The sequence below is a fragment of the Streptococcus suis genome (genome assembly GCF_046032535.1).
Lineage (GTDB): Bacteria > Bacillota > Bacilli > Lactobacillales > Streptococcaceae > Streptococcus > Streptococcus suis_AK.
Map to the genome: position 1 here is coordinate 1 of NZ_JARQPL010000065.1, position 4,810 is coordinate 4,810.

Genomic DNA, 4,810 nt, shown 5'->3' on the forward strand with positions numbered 1-4,810 from the left:
TTTCTTATATTATACTCCTAAATACGAAGAAAAGCCCTTAGAAAATCAATTCTAAGGACTTTGTCTTCAGTCTGAAAGAGTCGCTTTCGCGGCTCTTTTTTATCTGCTATAAGTAGTCACTTAAAAAAATTTTAGAAGAAATACGTTCATATTCAATTGTATCCTCAGTGTGTTTTATACAGCGATAAACACCTTTAAAGGTATAATAGATATTCCCAAGAACATCTTTTTGATGAGCAAAAACAATTGAATCTTTAATTCCACTTACCTTCATTTTACTATCGACTCTGGCGACTCTGGATTGGAAAATCTTAGTACCATCCTCTGAAAGTGAATTTTTCCAATCACCATTGTCATACAGTTTTGGAAACCATACCTGAATAGAATTATTCAGTGGCGACGTTCCTTTCTGATGTTGTTTGAAATCTTTTCCAAATAATTTTAGCACGTCTGCATGTGTTTTAAACTTCGCATTATCATCAACAGAAATAGTTCCAAGTTTCTTCCACTTTTCAACTGAGAATTCTTCCGCATACGAATATGGTACAAAATCTTGCTTAGTATTTTTCAATTCTCTAATATGATTTACCAGGTTATCTATGTGTTCATGAACAGTTTCTAAACTAGACTCATTACTACAATCTATTCTTTTAAAATCTACATTAGCGTAAGCAACAACTTCACGTTCTCGCAATTGATCATTCTCAATTTGAGATTTATGGTATTCTTCATCAACTTCAACAGCTAATCTAAATTGAGGAAAATAGAGATCAATCAAATAGCGTTTCCCGTCAGACTTTCTAACTACCTGCTGGGTAGTAAATTGAATCTCACTATCATTCAAAAGATGAATAATCCTAGAAACTACATAAAATTCATACTTTTTATAATGTAACTTTGACAATAATTTAGCATAATATGTCAATTCATCTATCGTTCTAGCCATAGTAACTCCTGTTGATTTAATTTTTTAATTGCTTAAAATCTACATACTCTCCTAGTTTACAGAAATCACAGTCTTCCTTACCACAGTGCCCTGTAAAATCAAATGTTCTCACTTGTTGCCAAAAGGCTTGGATTTGTTGTTTCACAGTTGTGATATCATCAAGTGCAACTTCCACATCATGAATTGAATAACCGGTTTCCTGAGAATCATCGTCTAAAAAGATATACTTCCTCTTTTTGTTTTACATTATTTTATTCATTTCGATAATCTCATTATGTATAGTTCTCTCATATATTCTGTACGATACAATTGCCTCTGCTACCCTCTTTGATATTTTTTCTCTATTAAAATATATACTCTTTGGTATTTGAAGATTTAAAATATCTTCCTGTTTGAAACGTGGATGTTGGCTTCCCTCAACAGAATTTTCAAACACTAATTGTGCCGGCTTAGAAAGTAAAAATGGAACCAAATATGCTATGGACTCATCATTTCTAGATCTTAGAACAAAAAATTCCGTAGATGCGCCTAAAATTTCTTCACGTTCTTCATCAACATAAGCTACTTGTTTTAGATATGGTCGGAGTCGCGAAATAATAACATCTCCTTTCTTCAATATTTTTTTATTACTATTAATTGCTTGTGTCACTTCAAGATTTATGTTCAAATAGCCACCCATTGCGTCTGAAGTATTGATTTGAATAATGTCTTTACCTTTGCCTTGTTTCGTAGTAATAATTTCATTAGCCAATTCTATTACTTCTGACATTAAAATAGTCTCTTCACTATCTATATTCATCCTTCTTTTTGGATTGTATCTCTCAGGTGTCAAAATAAAATTAGCGCCTAATTGTTTGTTTGACTTTAAAATACATATTGCCACAAGATTACCATCCAATCTTTTCTATTTCTTTAAATTTATAAAATTCAACTAGAATATCATTTAAATCATGATCAATCTCAGACCACATTTGTATATCATTTTTATATATTACATTGCCCCTTCCGTCTTTTCCTGGTTTTTCACTTATTGCAAAGAATATGTTTTCTTCACTTTTATTCTTTTGTTCACGTTTTTGCAAAAACAATATACTAGTTTTCACCGCAGTATGAGGCATAAATGTATTTCGCGGAATACCAACCACACCAATTATTCTACATCTTTCATTTATCCATTTTCGTAAATCTTCCGTTTCTTTACTACCAAAAATATTATCTGGCAGAACAATTGACATTCTTCCATTAGGTTTCAACAGTTCAATACATCTTTCGATAAACAAAACATCTCTTTCCATCCTATTTTTTCCTGCTGAAACAAAATAACTATCAAGAATTTCAGATTCAGTAACTTCTCCTGCAAAAGGTGGATTTGTCATTATTACCTCAAACAACTCTTTCTGCTTGTCAATTCGAAGCATATCTTCAATCGTAGTAACGTTCTCACCTTCCGCTGAATTATTATTCTTTACTAAACTATTTAGTCGGAAAATATGAGCTCCATCTAAACCAGAAATATACATTAATAACTTTGCTACTCTTGTTGCAACTACATCGAAATCAAATCCCCACAAATCATTTGCTTCAATTGAAGTATCATTCATATGCGCATGATATAAAAATGCACCTGAACCTGCCGCAGGGTCAAGAATTTTTTCTCCTTGTTTTGGAGAAATAATCTTAGTGCAAAAATCTACTATATATCTTGGTGTAAAGTACTGACCTTTCGCTCCTTTTTTTTCTTTAGAAACTAAAAATTCAAATATTCCATCAACACTTTCATAGTCATCTTTCAATAATGAGAATCTCTTTAAAATAGAAATACACATCTGATACTGTTCTTCTGAAATTAAGAATCTTGTTTCAGACAGTACGCCCTCCCATTTTGTATCAATCTTTTTTAATTTGTGATTCGCAGTAACAATTGTAAGTTCATCAGGCTCGTCATTTAATTCATTCCATAATTTTAAAATAATTAATTTAAAAACTTCTTCAAATTCGCTTTCTCCAGAATTAGCCAATATGACCTCTTCTAAACGTTTATATAGTCCCTCAAATGTATTCGGATTTTTATTTTTTCTTGTTGCCATATTTTTCACCAACCTTCCATTAAATAACTCTAACATATTTGCTATTTTTTGTAAAGACCATCGTCTTTTGGTTGTTTAAAAATCCTTTTTCGGAATATCCTATATTGGGGTATTATAATAGTATTGGAGGTGGAAAATTTGAAAAGTATATATGACGAGGATTACATTGAAATCATTACTCGTTTACGTGTAATTCGAACAAATAAACAAATAACACAACTTGAACTAGCAAACAAAATGGGCAAAGCACAATCTTTTATTTCAAAAATTGAGAACTGCGAACGTAGACTTGATGTCATTGAGTTTTTGAGATGGATAGATGCACTAAATATATGCTTTTCCGATATCATTCCAATAAAATATACTAAAGAGAGGCTATAATATAATGGGTTTCATGCACAAAGATAACTATGAAAATTATATCAAACAACTAAATGCTAATGTTATCTCAGAAGAAGAAATAATAAACATGAGACAAAGTCTATCACCGCTTATTGGTGCTCAGTTCAATGTTCTATCAATTCCAAAAGAAATACTAAAAGCTTTTGAGCCTTCACAGATTGGAACAATTGTAGGCTCGCTTATGGATGCTTGTATACCTAAACTGTCTATATTAACCGACTCTGATACATTTAATTCAGTTGGCTTAACTAAAAACGAAGGAATACTTGGTGACCGTGAAGGTTATCCTGACTATCTCCATATATCTGGAAAACGACTCGAATTAAAACTCTTGTTTGTAGATAATCCAAATATCGAGATGAAAAAACCACCAACTCCTCGAGAGCCGTCTGCGCGCCTTACGCAAAAGGTAACATTTAAGAATGTAATCCCTGATAAAGATATGTTGTTAGTAATTTCATATGCACTTAAAGAAAGAATTGATAATCCTAATCTATTTTCTCCAACAATAATTGGTTTCGATATTTTTCCTGTTTATGAGTGTGTTTTAGCTAGAGATCGCCGTATGTATAAAAGCAATGGTGGCTGGTTTGGTCATTTTGAAACACCTACCATACTCAGCAAGCAAGGTCGTCACAAGTTAGAAGCAAATATAGAAATTGATTATACATCATATGGAAGAAAAGAGAATGAAGGGAAAGATTTAAACGAAGATACAAATTTCGGTAAATTGAAAAGGATACCTTATCCACCTCTTCAGTCTTACTTAAATATTGCAAACACCTCATTTGATTCGAATGACGAGTAACAATTTAGCCACAATAGTTGGTAATATACTACCAACTATTGTATTTTTTGTCATATTTTTATATAAAAAAGGAGCCTATCACTATTGATGGGGCATCTTAAGATATTTGACTTCATCCCCTCTCCGGCTCTACCCTTAATAGTCAAAATCATCGTATTTATATAGATTTACAGCCCATTATACTCTAATTTATTCCAGTTTTCCAAAGTCCGATTTATTATACAACTGACCTGCTGTGAGATATAAAACTTGATTATTATTTTCTTCATTCCTAGGATATTCTTTATTTAAATCTCACAAACAAACATTATTAGATTATAACTCACCTACTTTTATGAAGCTTTCTTATTGGGAAAAATAATATGATATTTTGAAAAAGCATAATTACCATCGAGGAAGGAACGAAGAACAAAGAATTAATAGCGACTAATAATACATTATATAATTTTTTCAACTTTTGAACTTCTACTAAAAATTAGGGGAGGTGGTTCTCAATGTCATTAAGTTAACTAACCTATCACGTTTTGTGGTGGGTTAGTTTTTATGTTACACTAAAAATAAAAGGGG

At 31.6% G+C, this 4,810-nt stretch carries 5 protein-coding genes; 2 read left to right on the forward strand and 3 right to left on the reverse strand.

The annotated features are described in order from the left end of the window. Positions 1 to 106 precede the first annotated feature (106 nt). The 3 genes from P7J58_RS11150 to P7J58_RS11160 form a co-directional block, all read right to left on the reverse strand. Positions 107 to 946, reverse strand: coding sequence for an AbaSI family restriction endonuclease (locus P7J58_RS11150; protein ID WP_408556355.1), 840 nt, complete (start codon positions 944 to 946; stop codon positions 107 to 109). A 241-nt stretch (positions 947 to 1,187) separates the two neighbouring features. Further along, entirely contained in the window at positions 1,188 to 1,844 is a 657-nt protein-coding gene (locus P7J58_RS11155) for a hypothetical protein (RefSeq protein WP_099832189.1), read from the reverse strand. Then, a complete protein-coding gene (locus tag P7J58_RS11160) occupies positions 1,834 to 3,069 on the reverse strand; it encodes an N-6 DNA methylase (protein ID WP_099832190.1) in 1,236 nt (411 codons plus the stop codon). The genes P7J58_RS11155 and P7J58_RS11160 overlap by 11 nt, the downstream gene beginning before the upstream one ends. Before the next feature lie 93 nt (positions 3,070 to 3,162). Between P7J58_RS11160 and P7J58_RS11165 the strand changes: the two genes are divergently transcribed. Together P7J58_RS11165 and P7J58_RS11170 are read left to right on the forward strand one after the other, a co-directional pair. Beyond that, positions 3,163 to 3,414, forward strand: coding sequence for a helix-turn-helix domain-containing protein (locus tag P7J58_RS11165; protein WP_226960990.1), 252 nt, complete (start codon positions 3,163 to 3,165; stop codon positions 3,412 to 3,414). Positions 3,415 to 3,427: 13 nt separating this feature from the next. Beyond that, positions 3,428 to 4,243, forward strand: a complete 816-nt coding sequence (locus tag P7J58_RS11170) for a hypothetical protein (protein ID WP_142350888.1) — start codon at positions 3,428 to 3,430, stop codon at positions 4,241 to 4,243. The last annotated feature ends 567 nt before the right edge of the window (positions 4,244 to 4,810 follow it).